The sequence below is a fragment of the Pseudomonas haemolytica genome, from assembly GCF_009659625.1.
Taxonomy (GTDB): domain Bacteria; phylum Pseudomonadota; class Gammaproteobacteria; order Pseudomonadales; family Pseudomonadaceae; genus Aquipseudomonas; species Aquipseudomonas haemolytica.
This window is the reverse complement of record NZ_VOIW01000007.1, coordinates 53,541-73,015: the sequence shown is the minus strand read 5'-3', so window position 1 is coordinate 73,015 and position 19,475 is coordinate 53,541. Positions and strand designations below refer to the sequence as shown.

Here is a 19,475-nt window from a genome sequence, read left to right as displayed (position 1 = left end):
GTGGCTAAAGGCCTTGTTACAGACCAATTCCATTTGGTGCGGATAGTTGAAAGGCTGCCGGAACCTGGGGTCGCACAGAGCCTTCCATCTGCTCCTCGACCGCTCCAATGCTCAAAGATTGAACAGCACCGGACATTCAGTGCGGGCGATTGTAGTTAGCTAGCGATGTATAAACCATGTCTTATAAAGAAATAATTTTTATCGATTCCAGCAACAATCCTTCACCAAACTTGCAAAGATTCGCGATCTTATCGCGTTCAATTCTCAACAAAAACCACAAAAATTGCCGTGTTATTGGGCAGATTGCCACTTCCCTTACAGCTTGTAAGGGCTTGGTAAAGCTATCCAAGTCCCCATAAAACAAGGCATTCACAGATCCCACGGGCGCTCAGGCCTTACACGCTGCGCGGCGCCACCCGCACCACGAACTGACAGCACAATTTGTGCGCGGGGTGCAAATTTATGGGCCGATTTGGCGGGTCAGAAACGTCCTGCGACAGCGTCCGTGTGACAACATGTCGCACGCTGTGCACACCTAAAGTTGCCCCTCGTCACGGTGCTTTCACAAATCCCTACAAACAAAAACGCTCCGGCCTTCAAACAAGAAGGAACGGAGCGTTTTGCAGGCGCGAGACTCAGGCTTTGGGGTGACGATTACGATAGATGCACAAAGGCACCAGGATCACTGTCAGCACGAACGCCACCAACGCCCATTGGGCCAGGGACAGGCCGAGGATCGGCGGATAGGGGGTACTGCAGAAACCGTCGACCTGGAAACCCAGGGGGAATACCTTGGCCAGGGGCAGGTCGTCGACGATCGGTTGCAAGACATCGATGCCGCAACTGACCTGGGGAAAGAACTGGGTGTACACATGATGGCCAGCGGCAGCCACCCCACCCAAGGCACTGAGCACTACCAGCCCCTCGAAGAAAGTCACCGCCCTCTCGCTGCGCATAGCGGCGCCGATGAAGGCGAAGAGTGCGATCAGCAACAAGGCGTAGCGTTGCAGGATGCACAAGGGGCACGGTGCCTCGCCCAGCACCACTTGCATGTACAACGCCCCGCCAATCAGCGCCAGGCAGATGATGCCCAGCAACACCAGAAAGCGCCGCTCCCTGCCTAAACGAATGTCGTCAATCATCCCCGTTTCCCTTTACCTGATTATGGTTGTGCCTGATGGCAACAATTTTACACACAGGCAGTGGTTTAAACAGAGAGGGGTTAACGTGGGATTAATCAGCAGAAATACAGGACAAATGTGGGAGCAAGCCCCCTCCCACATTTTGTACAGCGTGGTGACTGAGGGTTACTCCAAGGCCGCAGCCGGGCCGAAGAACTCATAGCGCGCCTGCTTCTGCGGTACACCCAACGCGTTGAGATAGCGCTTGATCGCCGCCATGAAACCCTTGGGCCCCAGGAAGTACGCATCAATGTCACGCTCCTCGGGCAACCAGGCCGCCAGTTGCTCCTGGCTCAGTATCCCGACCTTGTCCGCCGCCGGGCTGATACCGTCCTCCTCCGCATAGCAATAGAAGCGCTTGAGCTGCGGATGCTGGGCCGCCAGGGTGTCCACCCAGTCACGGAACGCATGCACCCCGCCATTGCGGGCGCAGTGGATAAAGTGCACCGGGCGTTTGGTCGCCAGCGCCGCTTCGAGCATCGGCAGGGTAGGCGTAATGCCCACCCCGCCACTGATCAGCACCAGCGGTTTATCACTGGCTTGCAGGATGAACTCGCCCGAAGGTGGAAACAGGTCGACAGTGGCGCCGACGTGCATCTGGTCATGCAGGTAGTTGGACACCCGCCCACCGGCTTCGCGCTTTACGCTGATGCGGTACATGCCGGTATCGGTGAGGGCCGACAAGGAATAGTTGCGACGCACTTCTTCGCCATCGAGCTCCAGCTTCAGGCCGATGTACTGGCCAGGCTGGGCGGCAAGGATCGGGCCGTTATCCACTGGGGCGAAATAGAAGGAGATGATTTCGTCGCTCTCCTCCACGCGCTTGACCAGCAGGAACGGCCGCGCACCGCGCCAGCCGCCAGGTGCCTGGGCTTTTTCTTCGTAGATGGCCGCTTCGGCACCGATCAAAATATCCGCCAGTTGGCCGTATGCCTTGCCCCAGGCACTGATCACCTCTGGAGTGGCAATCTCGCTGCCCAACACTTCGGAAATAGCCCGTAGCAGGCAGGCACCAACGATAGGGTAATGCTCGGGAAGTATCTGCAAGGCCACATGCTTATTGATGATCTTGGCCACCAGGTCGCCCAATTGATCCAACTGGTCGATATGCCGCGCGTACATCAGCACCCCGTTGGCCAAAGCGCGGGGCTGGTCGCCACTGGACTGGTGAGCCTGATTGAATAGCGGACGTACTTCGGGATATTCAGAAAGCATCATGCGATAGAAATGGGTGATCAACGCTTCGCCGCCGCTTTCCAGCAGGGGCACAGTGGATTTGACGATTGCACGGTCTTGGGCACTTAGCATGGGAGACTCCAGGGTCTTTTTACTGATTACCTTTGAGTACTCAGCAATCGTGCCAACTTATAAATTCTTATATTTCAATGACTTAAATATAAAGTAGTCAGTATGACTCCCTACACTTTATAGTCACAAGGACTACAAGGAGTCATTATGACTGCAAAACCACTGCTCACTACCTTGCTGCCGCTGGTCGCCGACCTGTCCCGGGAATTGCCCGAAGGCGAGCGCTACCGACGCCTGCTGCAAGCCATGCGCGCCCTGCTGCCCTGTGACGCCGCCGCGTTACTGCGCCTGGAGGGTGAGTGGCTGGTGCCGCTGGCCGTGGATGGTTTGAGCCCCGACACCTTGGGCCGACGCTTCAAGGTCAGCGAACATCCGCGCTTTGAAATACTGCTGAGCAGCCCCGGCCCTACCCGCTTCGACAGCGACAGCCAATTGCCTGACCCCTATGACGGCCTGGTCGCAGGTTTGCACGGCCATCTGGAAGTCCACGACTGCATGGGCTGCCCGCTGTTTATCGACGATCAACCCTGGGGGCTGTTGACCCTGGATGCCCTCGACACCGAGCGCTTTGAACGGGTGGAACTGGACGCCCTGCAAGCCTTTGCCAGCCTCGCCGCAGCCACCGTCAATGTGGCTGAGCGCATCGAACGCCTTGCCTTGCGGGCTGAAGATGAGCATCAACGCGCCGAAATCTATCGTCAGGCCAGCGGCCAGCAGCACAAGGAAATGATCGGCCAGAGCAAGGCACACAAGCGCCTGGTTGACGAAATCAAACTGGTGGGTGGCAGCGACCTCACCGTGCTGATCACCGGCGAAACCGGGGTCGGCAAGGAACTGGTGGCCCAGGCGATCCACGCGGCGTCCTCCCGCGCCGACAAACCGATGATCAGCCTCAACTGCGCCGCACTGCCCGAAACCCTGGTGGAAAGCGAGCTCTTCGGCCATGTGCGCGGTGCCTTTACCGGCGCGCTGAACGAGCGTCGCGGCAAGTTCGAATTGGCCAATGGCGGCACTTTGTTCTTGGATGAAGTGGGTGAGTTGTCGTTGACCGTGCAGGCCAAGCTGCTGCGCGTGCTGCAAAGCGGCCAGTTGCAGAGACTGGGCTCGGACAAGGAGCACCAGGTGGACGTGCGCCTGATCGCCGCGACCAACCGCGACTTGGCCGAAGAGGTGCGCAATGGCCGCTATCGTGCCGACTTCTACCACCGTTTGAGCGTGTACCCGCTGCAAGTGCCAGCTCTGCGGGAGCGCGGGCGTGATGTGCTGCTATTGGCAGGCTTCTTCCTCGAACAGAACCGTTCGCGCATGGGCCTGGGCAGCCTGCGCCTGACCGGCGACGCCCAGGCGGCGTTGTTGGCCTACAACTGGCCGGGCAACGTGCGCGAGCTGGAACATCTAATCGGCCGCAGTGCATTGAAGGCACTGGGTAACTGTCGCGAACGCCCGAAGATTCTGAGCCTGAGCGCCCACGACCTGGACTTGCCCGACGTCACAGCAGCGGTGATCGAAGTACCGGTCGAAACGGTGCCCATGGCCACTGGCGACCTGCGCCAGGCCACCGAGCACTATCAGCGCCAGGTCATCAGCGCCTGCCTGGAACGCCATCAGCACAACTGGGCCGGCGCTGCCCGCGAACTGGGCCTGGACCGCGCCAACCTTGGGCGCATGGCCAAGCGCTTGGGCCTGAAATAGGTCAAATGTGGGAGGGGGCTTGCTCCCGATGGCGGCGGCCCAGCAAACATTGAGGTTGACTGACCCACCGCCATCGGGAGCAAGCCCCCTTCCACATTAGATTTGTTTCGCATGGAACACAGGGGTTACCGGCTTGGGCCTACGAAACACCAAGACATTCCCCAACATCACCAGCACCAGCCCCACCAACGCCGGCGCAGTCCACTGGTAGCCCTCGGCGAACGCCGACACATTCAACGCCACCACGGGGAACAAGACGGTGCAATATGCTGCCTTTTCCGGCCCCATGCGGCCGACCAAGGTGAGGTACGCAGTAAAACCAATCACCGAGCCCGGGATCACCAGGTACCACAGCGCACCGATATACCGCGCACTCCAATCCATCTCGAACGGAATACCGCGCACGGCGCAATAGGTCGCCAACATCGCCGCGCCATAGGCCATGCCCCAGGCATTGGTGGTCAACGGCTTGAGCCCGGCCTTTTGTTGCAGGCTCGAGAGCATATTGCCCGCCGAGAAGCACAGGGTTCCCAGCAACGCCAGGCCCAGGCCCAACAACGTCTGCGGGCTGGCGGTATGCCCAACCAGTTCCGGCCAGAACAAAAAGCCCAGGCCCAGCAGCCCAAGTGCGCCGCCCATCAACACGTTACGTGCAACCCGCTGGCCGAAGAACACACGGGCATTCAGTGCGTTCCACAAAGTCGCCGTGGAGAACACCACCGCCACCAAGCCGCTGGGAATCCACTGGCTGGCGGTGAGAAAACACATGAAGTTGACGCAGAACAGGCACAGGCCCTGAGCCAGGCAAATCAGATGTCCGCGTCGGTTCATCACCTGTAACTTGCGGCTCAGCAGCAACAACAAGAACAGCACCAGCGCAGCCAAGCCGAAGCGATACACAATCGACACCGGAATTTCTACCACGCCCAACTGCCATTTGAGCGCGATCCAGGTGGTGCCCCAAATCAGCACCGTGAGTAAATACAGGAAAAGGTTCATAGCGGGCTCCATCGATTGAGCCACAGTGTTGCCTTCAACCCTTGAAAGGTTCTTGCATATTCTTGCGCTTTTGTCCCGCGATGGGCTCACAGCGCGAGCCTCGGAGAGTAGGATGCAAGGCGTCGGAGAACACACCATGCCCGAGCTGGAATCCCTGCAAGTCTTTCAATCCCTCAACCGTTCGCCCCACGCACGCCTGGAAGCCTGCGCCGAGCTCGGTGACGGCTTGTCTGCGGCCGTGTGGAGCAACCACCACGACGCCCAGGATTACCAGGCGCCCAGCCATCACACGTTGTCGTGCTATATCGGCGGCGGCACCGGCACCTTTCGCCGTGATCAACCGGGCACCAAGGGCGGCCCCGACAAGCTGTGCATCCTGCCAGCCGAGCATCAGTCGGCCTGGGTGATCAATGGCGAGATTCGCCTGGCCCACGTGTATTTCAGCCCGGAACAATTTGCCCTCGGCTGTATCACCCTGCTCGACCGCGAGCCGCGGGAACTGCAATTGCGCGAGAGCACCTTCCTCGAAGACGCCCGTCAGGCCCGGCGTTTTCACCAATTGGTCGGCCTCAACTGGCACGAGCCCGGCGAGCGCCTGCTGACTAGCAGCCTGGCCCATGAAATGCTCAGCCATACTTTGCTCAGCCAAGTCGGCGCCCGCGAAGGCTTGCGCTTGAAAGGCGGGTTGGCGGCGCACCAGCGGCGGTTGCTCGTGGAGTACATCGACCATCACCTGGAAGACCCCATCAGCCTCGGCCAGTTGGCCGCGATGTGCGCCCTGTCGGAATACCATTTTGCCCGGATGTTCCGGCAAAGCTTCGGCGTGCCGCCCCATCAATACCTGTTGGCACGGCGGCTGGCACGCGCGCAAAGCCTGCTGCGCGGCAGCGCACTGCCGATGGGCGAAGTGGCCTTGATGTGCGGCTTTTCCAGCGCCAGCCATTTCAACCAGCGCTTTCGCCAAGCCATGGGCGCCACGCCTGGCGAATACCGCCAGGCGTTCTACGCCTGACGGGCACTCTGCCCTGAGCAAAAGGCGCGCACCCGACTATTGTCAATTCTGCAACAGTCCTTGTCCTGAATTGCTATTACTCATTTTGTTACAACCGACTATTCTTACCTGGCTTTCAGGGCAAACGGCCCGCTCCCCTTTCGGGAGAAAAGCTGAATTTCAACAGATTGATCCTGTATTCATTCTGTTCCCGGTGTTCACTGACGTTGATTTGTTGCTCCTTGATCCAACGTCTTACTTCGGCCGCTGCCTATGCAGCGGCCTTTTTTATGCCGGCATAAAAACGGAGCGTCATTGTCGCCCCGCGGGATTCACTGTTTTTCTGGCAATGATCAGAGGCTGAACTTCTGCAAGTTGGCCATCATTTCCTTCAATGCCTCGATATTGTCCTTGGGGTGCGCGGCCCCTTCGAAATCGCAGATCTGCTGCCAATGCGCGGCCACATCATCAGGTGAGAAGCCGGCTTCGGGATCAAAACCCACGCCCAGGCTGCGCTCCCAACGGGTCTTGCCGATCCAGCCACCCCCGACTTCAAACAACCCCGATGTTTCCTGGCAAGCATCGCTGCCCAGGTACACCACCAATGGGCTGACCAGTTCCGGCTTGAGCCGCTCGAACACCTGCGGCGGGATCAGCCCTTCGGTCATGCGCGTGCCGCCCGTGGGCGCAATGGCGTTGACCAGGATGTTGTTCTTGCGCCCTTCCAGCGCCAGGGTGCGGGTCAAACCATACAGGCCCAACTTGGCCATGCCGTAGTTGGACTGACCGAAATTGCCGTAGATGCCCGAGGTGGACGCGGTGAAGATCACCCGGCCGTAACCCTGCTCGCGCAGATGGGGCCAGGCGGCGCGGGTTACTTTGTAGGCGCCTTCGACATGCACCCGGTAAACCAGGTCCCAGTCACTGTCGTCCATCTTGTGGAAGGTCTTGTCGCGCAGGATTCCGGCGTTGTTGACGACCACGTCGATGCGGCCGAATGCGTCCAGGGCGTTCTGTACAATCTTGTCGCCGTCGGTGACCGAATCATGATTGGCTTCGGCAAGGCCGCCCGCCGCTCTAATCTCTGCTACCACCCGGTCGGCCGCCGAGGCATTGGCGCCCTCGCCTTGGGTTGAGCCGCCAAGATCATTAACCAATACTTTGGCGCCGTGCTTGGCGAACAGCAGCGCATGGGCCCGGCCCAAGCCACCACCGGCACCGGTGACGATCACGACCTTATCCTGGAACTGCACTGACTCACTCATACCGAACTCCGCTGGCGACTATGGGAATGGGCAGAGTGTCACGCACAGGGCCTTTGGTCACAATAAAGACGGCCAGGGCTGAATGGTGCTCGATAAGGCATCAGGATGATGCCCTGACGCTCAGGAATAGGCCGCCCGCGGGAACGGATGACCGATACGATCACGAAACGCCTGGTAATGCTTGAGCACCTGTACCGGCGCTTCGATCTGCGGGTAATGGCCGATATTAGCCAGCAATACGGTGTCCGCGTGAGGCACCAACTGGCGATAGCGCTCGACCATATGAGCACCCGAAATCGGGTCCACCTCGCCGTCGATCACCCGCAACGGCACATCGGTGCGTTGCATGGCCGCCACCCAGCGCTCACGCAGGCGACGCCGTTGGGGAATGTAAGCGATCAGCTTATGCAGGATGCGCGGGCCGTCATTGCCACTGATCAAGCTCCAGAAATCATCCAGGGCACTTTCACTGGCGCGCGTCTGGGGGCCGAAAATCTGGTTGAAACTGCTGGCCAAGGCACTGCGCCCGAAGGCCCGACCGATCATCCAGCCCACGGGGCTGAGCAACAATTTTTGCACCAGCGTCGGGCGATGGGTTTCCGGGAACAGCCCGCCGTTAAGGAACACGCAGCTGGCCATCTGGAACCGGCCCTCGTAATGCCGGGCCAGTAATTCCTGGGCCACGCTGTCGCCGTAGTCATGGGCCAATACGTGCACCGGCCGCTCCACACGCAGGTGCTCAAGCAGCGCCTGTTGCAGGTCGGCTTGCTCCAGCAGGCAATAGTCATGATTCAGGGGCTTGGCCGAGTCACCAAAACCGAGCATGTCGCAGGCGATCACCAAGTTGCGCTGAGCCAAGGGTTGCCACAGGTAATGCCAATCCCAGCTGGCGGTGGGGAAACCATGGATCAACAGCAAAGGCTCGCCCTGCCCGGCTACCCAATAGCGCAGGGCATGGCCACGGAAGACGAAGTCCTGGCCGCGTTTGCGCCAGGCTCTGAGCGGTATCTCGGCGAGTGGCATCAGTTTTTATACCCGGGATCCTGGTTGTCCAGTTTGCGTAGCAGCGCCGGCCAGGCCAGCGCGCCCCCCATACCTTGGGCGCTCTTTGTGACAGCAGCCACCATTGCCTTGGCGCCGGACAGGATGTGCGGATGGATGGCAATCAACTCGGTTGCGCCGTTCTGTGCCAGTACCTGGATATCACAGGCGCGCTGGAAGGTGAACATCATCAGGAAGGTGTCGGCGATGCTATTGGCGCAGGTCAGCAGCCCGTGGTTATGCAGCATCAGGAAGTTGTTCTCGCCCAAGTCGGCCTGCAGGCGGGCCTTTTCCTCGTGGTTCAGCGCTACGCCTTCATAGGCGTGATAGCCAAGACTGGACAGCACAAACAGCGATTGCTGGCTGATGGGCAACACACCCTGTTTTTGCGCAGAAACCGCCACACCCGCAGCGGTATGGGTGTGCAGCACACACGTCACGTCATGGCGTACTTCGTGGATGGCGCTGTGGATGGTATAGCCCGCAGGGTTGATCTCGTAGGGGCTGTCCATCTGTTTGTTGCCAGCCTGGTCGACCTTGACCAGGCTCGAGGCGGTGATCTCGTGGAACATCAGCCCATAGGGGTTGATCAGGAAATCCTCAGTCCCCGGTACCTTGGCGGAAATATGCGTGAAGATCAGGTCGTCCCAACCGTGCATCGCCACCAGGCGATAACAGGCCGCCAGGTCGACGCGGGTCTGCCATTCGGCAGCACTGACCTGGGCTTTGACATTCTGTGGCGATAAAGCGGGGGCTAGGCTCACGGCAATGACCTCCTGGGCGCACTTCTTATAGTGTCGAAAGTGAGAGCCAGTCTAGTCAGACGCCGAGGCGGAAGTAGTTGCCTTCGCAGCCAGCTTGATGACTGAGCGAGTCAGCCATGAGGATAGTACAAATTCGTGTCAGAGAAGTGCAGTCAATAATGGCGCAGCGAACAGGTTGAGCAGCCCCGTCAGTACCATCACCAAGCCTGCCACCGACCCCTCCTCACCGCCCACTTCCCGCGCCCGGCTGACGCCCGCCCCATGGGCACCCACGCCAAACAAGGCGCCGCGCGCCAAGGGTGTACGCAGCGGCAACCATTTAAGTAGCACGCCGCCGAGCATGGCGCCGAACACCCCGGTGAACATCACGAATACGGCGGTGAGTTCCGGTACGCCTCCCAGGTCGGATGACACCGGCATGGCAAACGGTGTTGTGATCGAGCGCGGCACCAGCGACAGGGTTACCGAACTGTCCAGCGCCAGCGCCTTGGCCAGGCCGAACGAGGTGCCTATGGACGCCACGCTACCCGCCACCATGCCCAGCACTAATGCCGACCAATGACGCGCCAGCAAGCGCCGCTGTTGCCAGATCGGCACGGCAAATGCCACGGTGACCGGCCCCAGCACCAGCATCAGCCAGTGGGTATCGGCGGCGTATTCGGCGTAGGCAGTGTTCATTGGTACCGCCACCGCCAACAGCAGCGCCGGTACCAGGATCAATGGCGACAACAGATAGCGCCCAGTACGCGCATAGACCCAGCGGCTGAAGAGGTAAGCGCCCAGTGTCAGCACGAGCCAGAACACCGGCATCAGCTCAAGCTTCATGTCGCACCCTCCAGCGGCAGACCATTTCCACAGTGAATGCGGTCACTAGCATCACCGAAAGCGTGCTCAAGCCAATCACCAGCAAGATGCGCCAGCCGTCATTGCGCATCAGGCCGCCGTAATCGAGCAGGCTCATCAAGGCCGGGATAAAGAACAGCAGCATCTCGGCCATCAACACCCCGGCGCCTAATTGCAGGGCGGCCGGCTTGACCAGCCCGCTGGCAAACGCTGCCAGCAACAGGCCCAGGCCCACCACGCCACCGGGGATCGGCCAGGCGAACCCTACCGCCAATTGGCAACCAAGTTGATAGATGGCCAGTAGCACGAGCAGTTCGGCCAGCAGGCGGGCCACGTGTTTGAAGGTGAAGTGTTTCATGGGCTTTGGTTCCTCCGCAGGCACTCATTTTAAAGAGGCCGACCCCATCCCCCCAGCGAATTGTTAGACTGCAAGCCATTCCAGACTGGAATCATGGATATGGAATTCAAACAGCTGCGCAGCTTCGTCGAGGTCATTCACCGCGGTGGTTTTACCCAAGCCGGTAAAACCTTGCACATCAGCCAATCTGCGGTCAGTAAACAGGTGGCGCAGCTGGAGCAGAGCCTCGGCACCCCACTGCTTGAGCGCACCGGATCACAGGTACGCCTGACCGCTGCCGGCGCAGTGGTGCTGCAGCGTGCCGAGGCCATGCTGCGTCTGCAGGGCGAACTGCTCAGCGAGCTGGATGATATGCAGCACCTGGCCCGTGGCGAACTGCGCCTGGGCTTGCCGCTACTGGCAGGCGATACCTTGTTCGCCGGGCTGTTTGCCGAGTACCGCAGGCGCTACCCAAAGGTTACGATCCAGTTGCTCGAAGGCGGCAGTCGCACGATCGAGCAGGCGATTCTCAATGGCGAACTGGACGTGGGTGGCAGCCTGATGCCCAGCGACCCGGCCTTTGCCTGGCAAGCGTTCTGCGATGAACCGCTGGATGCGTTGCTACCGATGGACCATCCCCTGGCGGAAAATGCCCAAGTACGCCTGGAGGAATTGGCCGACACGCCGTTCCTGATGTACCAACGCAGCTTTGTATTGAACGACCGGCTATTGCAAGCCTGTCAGCAAGTGGGCTTCACCCCGAAGGAAATCGGGCGCAGCGGCCAGGCGGACTTTCTCGTCGCCCTGGTGGCCGCCGGCCAGGGCGTGGTGCTGTTGCCCAGCGTCGTCGCCCGGGGGCTGGTGCGACCGGGCGTGGTGCGCCTGACGCTCAAGGCGCCGGACTACCTACGCTGGGACATAGCCTTTATCTGGCGCCAGGGCGCCTATCTGTCGAAGGCCGCTCAGGCCTGGCTGGCGTTACTGCGGGAGTTTCCGGTCAACCGCGCAGTGCAGTGACCAACTCGGCCAGCCACGGCTCGGCGTCGGTTTCCGGGGTCACGCTTTCGCTAGCATCCAGGCGCAGCATCGGCAGCACTTCGCGTACGCCCAACTCAGCGAACAACTCGCGCATCTGCTCGCCACCGCCGCAGAACGTATCGCCGTAGCTGGCGTCGCCCAGGCCGATCACCGCCCCGGGCAGGCCGCGCCAGGCGGCAGGCAGTTGGTCGCGAATGTTCGAGTACAGCGCTTGCAGATTGTCGGGCAGTTCGCCCATGCCGGTGGTCGAGGTCACCGCCAGGAAAGCATCAGGGGCAAACGCCTGCACGTCCGCCAAACTGGCGCGAGCGTTATGCCAGGCGTCAAAACCGGCTTCTTTTAGAATTTTTTCAGCGTGGCGAGCGACTTCTTCAGCCGTGCCGTAGACCGAGCCGGAAAGGATGGCGACTTTCATCAATCTGATCCTGTAGTTGAGTGAAAGCCTGGGATATTAGCAGCCTGTGCCAATATTTCAGTGTGCACCGCGCAATATTCAAGACATGCCATAAACTTGCGACATGAAAGAAACGCCATGGACCGCTCAATGATTAACGCCAAGCTGCTGCAAATGGTCGTCAATGCTTCCAACGATGGGATCGTCGTTGCCGAACGCGAAGGCAAGGACAAACCGCTGATCTACGTTAACCCGGCCTTCGAACGGCTGACCGGCTACACCCTGGACGAGATCCTGTATCAGGACTGCCGTTTCCTGCAATCAGGCGATCGCGACCAGCCGGCCCTGATGGCCATTCGTGAAGCCCTCGACAGCGGTGGCACGTGCCAGGAGATCCTGCGCAACTATCGCAAGGACGGCACACCCTTCTGGAACGAGCTATCGCTTTCGACGGTGTACAACGAGGCCGACAAGCAGACGTATTTCGTCGCAGTGCAAAAAGACGTCACCACCCAAGTCAAGGCGCAGCAGCGCGTCGCACAGCTGGAAGCCCAATTAGCCGAGCTTAAAGCCGAACTCGCTGTACTCAAGGCGACGAGTGGAATCAACAAACTGTAAAAAGCGCGGTCTTTAGAGCGATAATGGCTTTTTAATGCCTAAGCCTTGAGCCAGATCAATGCACCGCGACACGCTATTGACGCAGGACGAACTGGATTTTATCCAGGACATGCAGCACAACCCGCAGCTCAATCTGCGGGATGCATGGTCGAGCCTGACGGTTAATGGCGGTGCGCAGATTCGCGATTTGCTCACGCGGCTGGCCGCTCACGACCAGGTCACCATTCAGGCGCAGTTCGACAACCAGCAACTCACTTTCCCCCTGCGCTTGGTGGAAGATGAGTTTCATGCCGTGCATTTGCGCCTGGGCGTGCCGAGCATTTTCGAAGACGGGCCGATGATCCGCCCGTGGCGCCTGGCCCTGGAAACACCGGTTGCGCTGGAAAACGTCAAGGGCTATCCCAGCGCATTATGGGTACACGAAGTGTCATTCAAAGGTGTGCTGATAGAAGTGCGTGGTCGGGCCAAACCGCCGAAGACCTTTTCCTTGTGGTTCAGCCCTTCGGGCTACGAACGCATTGCGCTGCGCGGCGCGCTGGAGCGGGAAACCGCTCGAGGCCTGTTCGCCTATCGCCTGAGCCAGAGTGATGCCGATGAGATCGAGCGCCTGCGCCAGTTCATCCTGCACCAGCACCGCCTGGTCCATCCCAACGTACATGCCTGAAATCAGGTATCCAGGCCGCCGCTGAGAAACTGCTGCAAGCGGCGTGGCATCAACCGTCCATCATTGCCCAGGCATCCAATCGACGAGCCCGACAGGCTTTGTTCTGCCAGGTCCGATGCATCTCCAGCCAGCAGCAACGGGCAATTGAGCGTGAATGCCAGGCGGTTGAGCCGTGACGGCAGTTCTGCGCCGGGGGAGTGGTTGGAAAACAGGACCAGAGCCTGCGGCCGGGTCCGCTCGCAGATCAGCGTCAATTCATCGAGCGGTTGACCAATACCCAGAACCTTTACTGCGAGCTTGTCGCTCGACATCAATAAGCCTGCAACCAACAGCTCCAACTCGCGGCACTCTCCGGCGATGGCGACCAATAACACCCTTGGCGCCGGCGTGGCACAGGCCAGTTGCAGGCAGCATGCGATGCGCGAGCGCAGGAAGCTGTCGAAGAAAAGCCACTCGCTGGCCTGGCCAAAGCTACCGTGGTGACGTAACAGTTGTTGCCATAGCGGCATCAAAATGTCTTGAAATACCACTGTCGTTGAATAGACGCTAAAGATCTGGCCGTAAAGTTGGTCCAGCTCCCGATCATCAAAAGCGCTGATAGCCAGCCGCAATTGCGCCTGCCATTGGCGCCATTCCAGCTCGGTATCGCTGCGTGATGGCGTGGCCGGTTCGCTGGGCAGTTGATCGCGCGCCAGGATCTTGCCCACTTTGCTCACTGCCACCCCGCGTTCGATCCAGTCGAGAATGCGATGCACGGTATCGATATCGGTGCGTGAATACAGGCGATGCCCACTTTCAGTGCGAACGGGCTGGATCAAACCGTAGCGACGCTCCCAGGCGCGTAACGTCACCGGGTTTACACCCGTGAGCCTTGCTACTTCACGAATCGGTAACAGCACCTCGGATTCAGCGTGACTGTCGAGTGTCGTTTCACGAAGCGGAGCAATGATTTCAGGCATCAGCGGTCAGAAATATCCATATAAATTTGGATCCTATTTAACGCCGATTAGACTGCATGATTCAAGATCTACGGCGATCCATCCGAAGTCTCTGGTGTATTTCGGTAAAACAGGAATAATCCTTGCCTGCTTTTTCTACGTCGCTGCAACACCCCCGCAGCTTCGTTCGTGCGCCGCTTACCCGGCCCAGCGCACCTGATTACTTGGAGATACACGATGTCTACCTCACCCGTCACCTTGATGGTTGCGCGCCGCGTGGCCAAAGGTCGTTACGAAGAACTGATGGCCTGGCTGCGCGAAGGCGAGCAATTGGCCACCGACTTTCCTGGTTACCTGGGTTCTGGCGTGTTGGCGCCGCCGCCCCATGACGATGAATTCCAGATCATCTTCCGCTTCGCCGATGAAAAAACCCTGCATGCCTGGGAGTTTTCAGCCTCGCGCAGTGCCTGGCTGAGCCGTGGCAGCGAGCTGTTTGCCGACCCATCCGAGCACCGTGTGAGCGGCATTGATGGCTGGTTTGGTGCCGTGGGTGCACGCCCGCCACGCTGGAAACAGGCAGTGGCGATCTGGCTGGCGTTTTTCCCGGTGTCATTGCTGTTCAACTTCGGCCTGGGGCCGCTGCTCAATGAGCTGGACTTGTTCAGCCGTGTACTGGTCAGTACCGCCGCCCTGACACCCTTGATGGTTTACATCTTTATTCCGCTGTCGACGCACCTGCTGGCGAACTGGCTGCACCCCTCGCCGCCTCGCAAGGTCACCGAAGCCGCCGCTTGAGCACAGGGAGCCAAGTCGCTGGTATAGTTTCAGCCTGCCAGCGACTTGAGCCTCCCATGATTGCAACCAACGCACCGATACTGATCACCGGTGCCGGCCAGCGTGTCGGCCTGCATTGCGCCGAGCGCCTGTTGGACGAGGGCCACTCGGTAATTTTCAGCTACCGCAGCGAACGCCCAGGCGTGCAGGCCCTGCGTGATCGGGGGGCCATCGGCGTGTTCGCCGACTTCTCCAGCGAAGCCGGGATTCTTGCCTTCATTGCCGAACTGCACAGCCATACCCAAAGCCTGCGCGCGATCATCCACAACGCCTCGGCCTGGGTCGCGGAAACGCCGGGTGACGAAAGCCGCGCGTTTGTCGACATGTTCAGCGTGCACATGCTTGCGCCGTACCTGATCAACCTGCATTGTTCACCCTTGCTGCAACGCTCGACACCTGCCGACATCGTGCATATCAGCGATGACGTGGTGCGCAAGGGCAGCCGCCAACACATCGCCTACTGCGCCACCAAGGCCGGGCTCGACAGCCTCACGTTGTCGTTTGCCGCGCAATTCGCGCCGCTGATCAAGGTCAACGGCATCGCCCCGGCGATGGTGATGTTCAATGCGGGCGATGACGCGGCCTATCGCGCCAAGGTGCTGGCCAAGTCGGCATTGGGCATCGAGCCCGGGCCAGAGGTGATCTACCAGAGCGTGCGTTACCTGCTGGACAACCCCTATGTCACCGGTACCACCCTGACCGTCAACGGCGGGCGGCATATCAAGTAAGCCGTTTGTGAGGATGTTGTATGACCTTATCCCTGCCCCACCACTACCGCGAAATCCTCAAGGGCCTGGGCGAAGACCCGCAGCGCGAGGGCCTGCTCGATACGCCCAAGCGCGCCGCCAAGGCCATGCAGTACCTGTGTCATGGCTACGGGCAGAACCTGGAAGAAATCGTCAACGGCGCGCTGTTCGCTTCCGATAATGACGAAATGGTGATTCTCAAGGACATCGAGCTGTACTCGCTGTGCGAGCACCACTTGCTGCCCTTTATCGGCAAGGCGCATGTAGCCTATATTCCGACCGGCAAGGTGCTGGGCCTGTCGAAACTGGCGCGCATCGTCGACATGTTCGCCCGGCGCCTGCAGATCCAGGAAAACCTCACGCGCCAGATCGCCGACGCCATCCAGGACGTCACCCAGGCTGCCGGCGTAGCCGTGGTGATCGAAGCCAGACACATGTGCATGATGATGCGCGGCGTGGAAAAACAGAATTCAACCATGAACACCTCAGTGATGCTCGGCGCCTTCCGCGACTCGAACACCACGCGCATGGAGTTCCTGCAACTGATTGGACGGAGCAAGTAACAATGCCACAACTTCAACCAGGCATGGCGCGTATCCGGGTCAAGGACCTGTGCCTGCGCACCTTTATCGGCATCAACGAGGACGAAATCCTCAACAAGCAGGATGTGCTGATCAACCTGACCATCCTGTATGCCGCCCAGGAAGCCGTGCGCGACAACGATATCGACCATGCCCTGAACTACCGCACCATCACCAAGGCGATCATCGCCCATGTGGAAGGCAACCGCTTCGCCCTGCTGGAGCGCCTTACCCAGGAATTGCTCGACCTGGTGATGAGCAACGAATCGGTGCTGTACGCCGAGGTCGAAGTGGATAAGCCCCATGCGCTGCGGTTTGCCGAGTCGGTTTCGATTACCCTGGCCGCCAGCCGCTAACCCCTGAATCTGCAGTGAGCCCTATGAACGATCAACAACGCCTCGAACTCGAAGCCGCCGCCTTCCGCCGCCTGGTAGCCCACCTGGACAGCCGCAAGGATGTGCAGAATATCGACCTGATGAATCTCGCCGGCTTTTGCCGTAACTGCTTGTCCAAGTGGTACAAGGCCGAGGCCGACGAACGCCAGATCGAGGTCAGCCTCGATGATGCCCGTGAAGTGGTGTACGGCATGCCGTACGCCGAATGGAAAGCCCAGTACCAGCAAGAAGCCAATGCCGACCAACAGGCCGCGTTTGCCAAAGGAAAACCCCATGACTGATTTGAATACACTGCGCGCCAGCCTCAACAGCGGCGAACACGTCTTTGCCGATACCCTGGCCTTTATCGCGGCCGGTTACGACTACCAGCCACAGGCTTTCACCAATGGCACGGTGGAAAATGCTGCCGGGCAAAATGAAGGTTCGTGCAAGACGCTGGGATTGGCGTTGCTGGAAGGGTTGAACGACCAGGAAGCGTTGCTGGCGTTTGGTGAGCATTACCGTTCGGTGGTGGCGACGCCTGAGGGCAGTGACCATGGCAATATTCGGGCGCTGATTGCCCATGGGTTGGCAGGGGTGAAATTTGCTGCGCAGCCCCTGAGCCGCCAGTCCTGAGTCAAACACCAATCAAAATGTGGGAGCGGGCTTGCTCGCGAAAGCGGTGTATCAGAGCCAGATTCAGTGCCTGGCACTCCGCTTTCGCGAGCAAGCCCGCTCCCACACTTGTATTGCATTGATCATTAAATCCAGCGCATAAAAAACCGGCCTCTCAGCCGGTTTTTTTCATTTCAACAGGTTTAGAACGAAGCGTCCTTCAACCCATCGAGGTAACGCTCGGCATCCAGGGCCGCCATGCAACCGGCGCCGGCCGAGGTGATGGCCTGGCGATAGACGTGGTCAGCCACGTCACCGGCAGCGAAGATACCTTCGATGTTGGTCGCGGTAGCATTGCCTTCACGGCCGCCTTGCACCACCAGGTAGCCGTCCTTGGCCTCCAGCACGCCCTCGAACAGCGAAGTGTTCGGGGTGTGGCCGATGGCGATGAATACGCCGTCGACTTTCAGCTCGTCGAAGCTGCCGTCGTTGTTTTTCAGGCGAGCACCGGTTACACCCATGTTGTCGCCCAGGACTTCGTCCAGGGTGGCGTTGAGCTTGAGGATGATCTTGCCTTCAGCCACACGGGCATGCAGCTTGTCGATCAGGATCTTCTCGGCGCGGAAGGTCTCGCGGCGGTGAACCAGGGTCACGGTGCTGGCGATGTTGGCCAGGTACAGCGCCTCTTCCACGGCAGTGTTGCCGCCGCCGACCACGGCAACCGGCTTGTTGCGGTAGAAGAAACCGTCGCAAGTCGCGCAGGCAGAAACGCCCTTGCCCATGAACGCTTCTTCCGACGGCAGGCCCAGGTAACGCGCGCTGGCACCCGTGGCAATGATCAGCGCGTCACAGGTGTACACACCGCTGTCGCCGGTCAGGCTATAAGGCTTTTTCGAGAAATCGACTTTGTTGATATGGTCGAAAACGATCTCGGTTTCAAAGCGCTCGGCGTGCTCTTTCATACGTTCCATCAACACCGGGCCGGTCAGACCGTGGACATCACCCGGCCAGTTGTCGACTTCAGTCGTGGTGGTCAACTGACCGCCCGCCTGCATGCCAGTGATCAGCAGTGGCTTGAGATTGGCCCGGGCAGCGTAGACAGCCGCGCTGTAACCGGCAGGGCCGGAACCGAGAATAATCACTCGGGAATGACGGGTATCAGACATGACTCACTCCTATCGACCGCCCGGACCACAGGGCGGCTGGAATAAAAAAGGACCGCGAAGCACTTGGGGAAGGCTTTAACTCGCCAGGTCCTGAAAAATAATGGGTGCAGCGTATCGAGGGGGGCAAGATTAAGGAAATACGCATTAACAATCCAGCTCATAGGTGCGCTCTATGCCCTTGATCAGGTTAATCGACGCCTTTGTAACCCCGGATGTCGCCTGCCGGCCCGTGCTTTCACATCGTGCGCAAAGCCGGTAAGGTCGGCGCGTTCGCTATCCTGCTCGGAGTTCTCCATGCCTGCCCCTGCTCTTTCCGGCCCGCAATACCTGCGTGAAGGCCTCAAACTGGTGTTGAGCCCTGGCCTGCGCCTGTTTGTATTGCTGCCGCTGGCGATCAACCTGGTGTTGTTCGTCGGTTTGATCTATTTCGCCGGCCATCAGTTCAGCCTGTGGGTCGATAGCTTGATGCCGACGCTGCCCAACTGGCTAGGCTTTTTGAATTACCTATTGTGGCCGCTGTTTGTCGTGCTGGTGGTGCTGATGGTGTTTTTCACCTTCACCATGCTCGCCAACATCATCGCGGCACCGTTCAATGGCTTTCTCGCGGAGAAAGTTGAAGTGGTGGTGCGGGGCACCGATGACTTCCCGCCGTTCAGCTGGAGTGAGCTGGCAGCAATGGTCCCGCGTACCCTGGCCCGGGAAATGCGCAAGCTGGGTTACTTCCTGCCACGCGCCATCGGCCTGTTCATCCTGTCGTTCATCCCGGTAGTCAACCTGATCGCGGCGCCGCTGTGGTTGCTATTTGGCGTATGGATGATGGCGATCCAATACATTGACTACCCGGCGGATAACCACAAGCTGGGCTGGAACGAAATGCTCGCCTGGCTGCGCCAGAAACGCTGGCAGAGCATGAGCTTCGGCGGCATCGTCTACCTGGTGCTGCTGGTGCCGGTGGTCAATCTGTTGATGATGCCGGCGGCAGTGGCCGGGGCGACGCTGTTCTGGGTGCGTGAGCAAGGCGCCGAGGCGATGGCGGGGCAAGCGGTGGCCACGTCATAAATCCATCATCCCACTGACACAATGACG

23 protein-coding genes are annotated in these 19,475 nt (G+C 59.6%); 12 read left to right on the top strand and 11 right to left on the bottom strand.

What is annotated here, in order from left to right; translation table 11 throughout:
* Positions 1-635 precede the first annotated feature (635 nt).
* Both FRT59_RS22065 and hmpA read right to left on the bottom strand, forming a co-directional pair.
* Positions 636-1,142 carry a disulfide bond formation protein B gene (locus tag FRT59_RS22065; protein WP_153872406.1) on the bottom strand — a complete coding sequence of 169 codons (507 nt, stop codon included), beginning with the start codon at positions 1,140-1,142 and terminating at the stop codon, positions 636-638.
* A gap of 165 nt (positions 1,143-1,307) precedes the next feature.
* Entirely contained in the window at positions 1,308-2,489 is a 1,182-nt protein-coding gene (gene hmpA, locus FRT59_RS22060; RefSeq protein ID WP_034115931.1) for an NO-inducible flavohemoprotein, read from the bottom strand.
* Positions 2,490-2,636: 147 nt separating this feature from the next.
* Between hmpA and norR the strand changes: the two genes are divergently transcribed.
* Positions 2,637-4,181, top strand: coding sequence for a nitric oxide reductase transcriptional regulator NorR (norR, locus tag FRT59_RS22055; RefSeq protein WP_153872405.1), 1,545 nt, complete (start codon positions 2,637-2,639; stop codon positions 4,179-4,181).
* Between the two features lie 96 nt (positions 4,182-4,277).
* Here norR and FRT59_RS22050 read toward each other — a convergent pair whose 3' ends face one another.
* Positions 4,278-5,180 carry a DMT family transporter gene (locus FRT59_RS22050; protein ID WP_153872404.1) on the bottom strand — a complete coding sequence of 301 codons (903 nt, stop codon included), beginning with the start codon at positions 5,178-5,180 and terminating at the stop codon, positions 4,278-4,280.
* Positions 5,181-5,316: 136 nt separating this feature from the next.
* Here FRT59_RS22050 and FRT59_RS22045 point away from each other — a divergent pair, with 136 nt between their 5' ends.
* Entirely contained in the window at positions 5,317-6,192 is an 876-nt protein-coding gene (locus tag FRT59_RS22045; RefSeq protein ID WP_153872534.1) for a helix-turn-helix domain-containing protein, read from the top strand.
* Between the two features lie 332 nt (positions 6,193-6,524).
* On the opposite strand, the gene FRT59_RS22040 is transcribed toward FRT59_RS22045, so the two are convergent.
* The 5 genes from FRT59_RS22040 to FRT59_RS22020 all read right to left on the bottom strand — a co-directional run bounded on the left by FRT59_RS22040 (position 6,525) and on the right by FRT59_RS22020 (position 10,442).
* Positions 6,525-7,436: an SDR family oxidoreductase gene (locus FRT59_RS22040; protein WP_034115934.1), complete on the bottom strand. Its 912-nt coding sequence runs from the start codon at positions 7,434-7,436 to the stop codon at positions 6,525-6,527.
* A gap of 120 nt (positions 7,437-7,556) precedes the next feature.
* Positions 7,557-8,459, bottom strand: a complete 903-nt coding sequence (locus FRT59_RS22035; RefSeq protein ID WP_153872403.1) for an alpha/beta fold hydrolase — start codon at positions 8,457-8,459, stop codon at positions 7,557-7,559.
* Positions 8,459-9,241 carry a class II aldolase/adducin family protein gene (locus FRT59_RS22030; protein ID WP_198809862.1) on the bottom strand — a complete coding sequence of 261 codons (783 nt, stop codon included), beginning with the start codon at positions 9,239-9,241 and terminating at the stop codon, positions 8,459-8,461. Before FRT59_RS22030 ends, FRT59_RS22035 begins: the two co-directional genes overlap by 1 nt.
* Before the next feature lie 138 nt (positions 9,242-9,379).
* On the bottom strand, positions 9,380-10,066 hold the full coding sequence (locus tag FRT59_RS22025; RefSeq protein ID WP_034115937.1) for an LrgB family protein: 687 nt from the start codon (positions 10,064-10,066) through the stop codon (positions 9,380-9,382).
* Positions 10,056-10,442 carry a CidA/LrgA family protein gene (locus FRT59_RS22020; protein ID WP_153872402.1) on the bottom strand — a complete coding sequence of 129 codons (387 nt, stop codon included), beginning with the start codon at positions 10,440-10,442 and terminating at the stop codon, positions 10,056-10,058. Before FRT59_RS22020 ends, FRT59_RS22025 begins: the two co-directional genes overlap by 11 nt.
* A gap of 99 nt (positions 10,443-10,541) precedes the next feature.
* Here FRT59_RS22020 and FRT59_RS22015 point away from each other — a divergent pair, with 99 nt between their 5' ends.
* Complete coding sequence (locus FRT59_RS22015; protein WP_034115939.1) at positions 10,542-11,438, top strand: LysR family transcriptional regulator; 897 nt, start codon at positions 10,542-10,544, stop codon at positions 11,436-11,438.
* Here FRT59_RS22015 and FRT59_RS22010 read toward each other — a convergent pair.
* A complete protein-coding gene (locus FRT59_RS22010; protein ID WP_034115940.1) occupies positions 11,419-11,874 on the bottom strand; it encodes a flavodoxin in 456 nt (151 codons plus the stop codon). The genes FRT59_RS22015 and FRT59_RS22010 overlap by 20 nt on opposite strands.
* A gap of 129 nt (positions 11,875-12,003) precedes the next feature.
* Here FRT59_RS22010 and FRT59_RS22005 point away from each other — a divergent pair, with 129 nt between their 5' ends.
* Both FRT59_RS22005 and FRT59_RS22000 read left to right on the top strand, forming a co-directional pair.
* Entirely contained in the window at positions 12,004-12,471 is a 468-nt protein-coding gene (locus tag FRT59_RS22005) for a PAS domain-containing protein (RefSeq protein WP_153872533.1), read from the top strand.
* Between the two features lie 58 nt (positions 12,472-12,529).
* Positions 12,530-13,135: a hypothetical protein gene (locus FRT59_RS22000; RefSeq protein WP_153839163.1), complete on the top strand. Its 606-nt coding sequence runs from the start codon at positions 12,530-12,532 to the stop codon at positions 13,133-13,135.
* 2 nt (positions 13,136-13,137) lie between these two features.
* Here FRT59_RS22000 and FRT59_RS21995 read toward each other — a convergent pair whose 3' ends face one another.
* Positions 13,138-14,094 (bottom strand): MerR family transcriptional regulator, encoded by a 957-nt coding sequence (locus tag FRT59_RS21995; RefSeq protein WP_153872401.1) that lies wholly within the window; start codon positions 14,092-14,094, stop codon positions 13,138-13,140.
* Between the two features lie 216 nt (positions 14,095-14,310).
* Between FRT59_RS21995 and FRT59_RS21990 the strand changes: the two genes are divergently transcribed.
* From FRT59_RS21990 to FRT59_RS21965, 6 genes are read left to right on the top strand one after another with little or no spacing between them, the layout of a single operon-like run.
* Complete coding sequence (locus FRT59_RS21990; protein ID WP_153839165.1) at positions 14,311-14,868, top strand: putative antibiotic biosynthesis monooxygenase; 558 nt, start codon at positions 14,311-14,313, stop codon at positions 14,866-14,868.
* Between the two features lie 56 nt (positions 14,869-14,924).
* Positions 14,925-15,635 (top strand): dihydromonapterin reductase, encoded by a 711-nt coding sequence (gene folM / locus FRT59_RS21985; protein ID WP_153872400.1) that lies wholly within the window; start codon positions 14,925-14,927, stop codon positions 15,633-15,635.
* 20 nt (positions 15,636-15,655) lie between these two features.
* Entirely contained in the window at positions 15,656-16,216 is a 561-nt protein-coding gene (gene folE / locus FRT59_RS21980) for a GTP cyclohydrolase I FolE (protein ID WP_153839166.1), read from the top strand.
* A 2-nt stretch (positions 16,217-16,218) separates the two neighbouring features.
* Positions 16,219-16,590 carry a dihydroneopterin triphosphate 2'-epimerase gene (gene folX / locus FRT59_RS21975; RefSeq protein WP_003194073.1) on the top strand — a complete coding sequence of 124 codons (372 nt, stop codon included), beginning with the start codon at positions 16,219-16,221 and terminating at the stop codon, positions 16,588-16,590.
* 23 nt (positions 16,591-16,613) lie between these two features.
* Positions 16,614-16,910: a DUF1244 domain-containing protein gene (locus FRT59_RS21970; protein WP_032879544.1), complete on the top strand. Its 297-nt coding sequence runs from the start codon at positions 16,614-16,616 to the stop codon at positions 16,908-16,910.
* Positions 16,903-17,244 carry a HopJ type III effector protein gene (locus FRT59_RS21965; protein ID WP_034115947.1) on the top strand — a complete coding sequence of 114 codons (342 nt, stop codon included), beginning with the start codon at positions 16,903-16,905 and terminating at the stop codon, positions 17,242-17,244. The genes FRT59_RS21970 and FRT59_RS21965 overlap by 8 nt, the downstream gene beginning before the upstream one ends.
* A gap of 182 nt (positions 17,245-17,426) precedes the next feature.
* Here FRT59_RS21965 and trxB read toward each other — a convergent pair whose 3' ends face one another.
* Positions 17,427-18,389: a thioredoxin-disulfide reductase gene (trxB, locus tag FRT59_RS21960; protein WP_003194076.1), complete on the bottom strand. Its 963-nt coding sequence runs from the start codon at positions 18,387-18,389 to the stop codon at positions 17,427-17,429.
* A gap of 294 nt (positions 18,390-18,683) precedes the next feature.
* On the opposite strand from trxB, the gene cysZ reads away from it, so the two are divergent.
* Entirely contained in the window at positions 18,684-19,448 is a 765-nt protein-coding gene (gene cysZ, locus FRT59_RS21955; protein ID WP_153872399.1) for a sulfate transporter CysZ, read from the top strand.
* The last annotated feature ends 27 nt before the right edge of the window (positions 19,449-19,475 follow it).

Bases quoted from the DNA above. Each gene is read 5' to 3' on its own strand.
- FRT59_RS21970 (WP_032879544.1), top strand. From the start codon at position 16,614: ATGAACGATCAACAACGCCTCGAACTCGAAGCCGCCGCCTTCCGCCGC.
- FRT59_RS22015 (WP_034115939.1), top strand. From the start codon at position 10,542: ATGGAATTCAAACAGCTGCGCAGCTTCGTCGAGGTCATTCACCGCGGT.
- FRT59_RS22000 (WP_153839163.1), top strand. From the start codon at position 12,530: ATGCACCGCGACACGCTATTGACGCAGGACGAACTGGATTTTATCCAG.
- FRT59_RS22065 (WP_153872406.1), bottom strand. From the start codon at position 1,142: ATGATTGACGACATTCGTTTAGGCAGGGAGCGGCGCTTTCTGGTGTTG.
- FRT59_RS21965 (WP_034115947.1), top strand. From the start codon at position 16,903: ATGACTGATTTGAATACACTGCGCGCCAGCCTCAACAGCGGCGAACAC.
- FRT59_RS22040 (WP_034115934.1), bottom strand. From the start codon at position 7,436: ATGAGTGAGTCAGTGCAGTTCCAGGATAAGGTCGTGATCGTCACCGGT.
- FRT59_RS22045 (WP_153872534.1), top strand. From the start codon at position 5,317: ATGCCCGAGCTGGAATCCCTGCAAGTCTTTCAATCCCTCAACCGTTCG.
- hmpA (WP_034115931.1), bottom strand. From the start codon at position 2,489: ATGCTAAGTGCCCAAGACCGTGCAATCGTCAAATCCACTGTGCCCCTG.
- FRT59_RS21990 (WP_153839165.1), top strand. From the start codon at position 14,311: ATGTCTACCTCACCCGTCACCTTGATGGTTGCGCGCCGCGTGGCCAAA.
- folE (WP_153839166.1), top strand. From the start codon at position 15,656: ATGACCTTATCCCTGCCCCACCACTACCGCGAAATCCTCAAGGGCCTG.
- trxB (WP_003194076.1), bottom strand. From the start codon at position 18,389: ATGTCTGATACCCGTCATTCCCGAGTGATTATTCTCGGTTCCGGCCCT.
- FRT59_RS22005 (WP_153872533.1), top strand. From the start codon at position 12,004: ATGATTAACGCCAAGCTGCTGCAAATGGTCGTCAATGCTTCCAACGAT.
- FRT59_RS22050 (WP_153872404.1), bottom strand. From the start codon at position 5,180: ATGAACCTTTTCCTGTATTTACTCACGGTGCTGATTTGGGGCACCACC.
- FRT59_RS22025 (WP_034115937.1), bottom strand. From the start codon at position 10,066: ATGAAGCTTGAGCTGATGCCGGTGTTCTGGCTCGTGCTGACACTGGGC.
- folM (WP_153872400.1), top strand. From the start codon at position 14,925: ATGATTGCAACCAACGCACCGATACTGATCACCGGTGCCGGCCAGCGT.
- cysZ (WP_153872399.1), top strand. From the start codon at position 18,684: ATGCCTGCCCCTGCTCTTTCCGGCCCGCAATACCTGCGTGAAGGCCTC.
- FRT59_RS22035 (WP_153872403.1), bottom strand. From the start codon at position 8,459: ATGCCACTCGCCGAGATACCGCTCAGAGCCTGGCGCAAACGCGGCCAG.
- FRT59_RS21995 (WP_153872401.1), bottom strand. From the start codon at position 14,094: ATGCCTGAAATCATTGCTCCGCTTCGTGAAACGACACTCGACAGTCAC.
- FRT59_RS22010 (WP_034115940.1), bottom strand. From the start codon at position 11,874: ATGAAAGTCGCCATCCTTTCCGGCTCGGTCTACGGCACGGCTGAAGAA.
- FRT59_RS22020 (WP_153872402.1), bottom strand. From the start codon at position 10,442: ATGAAACACTTCACCTTCAAACACGTGGCCCGCCTGCTGGCCGAACTG.
- folX (WP_003194073.1), top strand. From the start codon at position 16,219: ATGCCACAACTTCAACCAGGCATGGCGCGTATCCGGGTCAAGGACCTG.
- norR (WP_153872405.1), top strand. From the start codon at position 2,637: ATGACTGCAAAACCACTGCTCACTACCTTGCTGCCGCTGGTCGCCGAC.